Source organism: Zoogloea oryzae (assembly GCF_030161255.1).
Taxonomy (GTDB): Bacteria; Pseudomonadota; Gammaproteobacteria; order Burkholderiales; family Rhodocyclaceae; genus Zoogloea; species Zoogloea oryzae.
The window spans coordinates 1-590 of record NZ_BSPX01000315.1 but is presented as its reverse complement, the minus strand read 5'-3'; the positions used below and the strand labels follow the sequence as shown (position 1 = coordinate 590).

General features: G+C 58.6%; 2 pseudogenes. One reads left to right on the top strand and one right to left on the bottom strand.

From position 1 onward, the window contains the following. Positions 1 to 346, bottom strand: a pseudogene (locus QQK25_RS23530) (transposase); the annotation flags it as partial. Between the two features lie 89 nt (positions 347 to 435). On the opposite strand from QQK25_RS23530, the pseudogene QQK25_RS23525 reads away from it, so the two are divergent. Next, positions 436 to 590, top strand: a pseudogene (locus QQK25_RS23525) (IS110 family transposase); the annotation flags it as partial.

The window sequence follows — 590 nt, the reverse complement described above, 5'->3', positions numbered from 1 at the left end:
TTCGCCTGGCGCACGATAGAAAGATCATGATCGCGGTCGATCATCGCTTTGCGCTCAGCAGGCCCGCCTTGGTGAGCGCGCCGGACAAAAAATCGTTTTCCAACGCCAGCTCGCCGATCTTGGCATGTAACGCCTTCAAATCGACCGGCGTCTCGGCCGATGTCTTGTCATGCCCAAACACGCCGGCGGCGCCTTCCAGGAGCTGGTTTTTCCAGATCGTGATCTGGTTCGGATGAACATCAAACAGTTGCGCCAGCTCCGCCAGTGTCTTGTCGCCTTTGACCGCAGCCAAAGCAACCTTCGCCTTGAATGCCGGAGAATGCGTCCGGCGGCTCTTCTTCGTCATCTTCGCTCCTGATTCGCAGCAAGAATCCTCGCCGCTGTCAGGCAGAAAATCCACTCAAGCTACTGTCCGAATTTGCGGGGCCAGCTCTCTTCGAGCTTCTCGATGCCCGGGGATTTAACGTGTTTCTTGTCAACGCGCGCGATGCCAAGCACGTGCCGGGGCGCAAGACCGACGTCAGCGATGCGCAATGGCTGCAGCGCCTCCATTCGTTCGGACTACTGCGCGCGAGCTTTCGGCCCAAAGG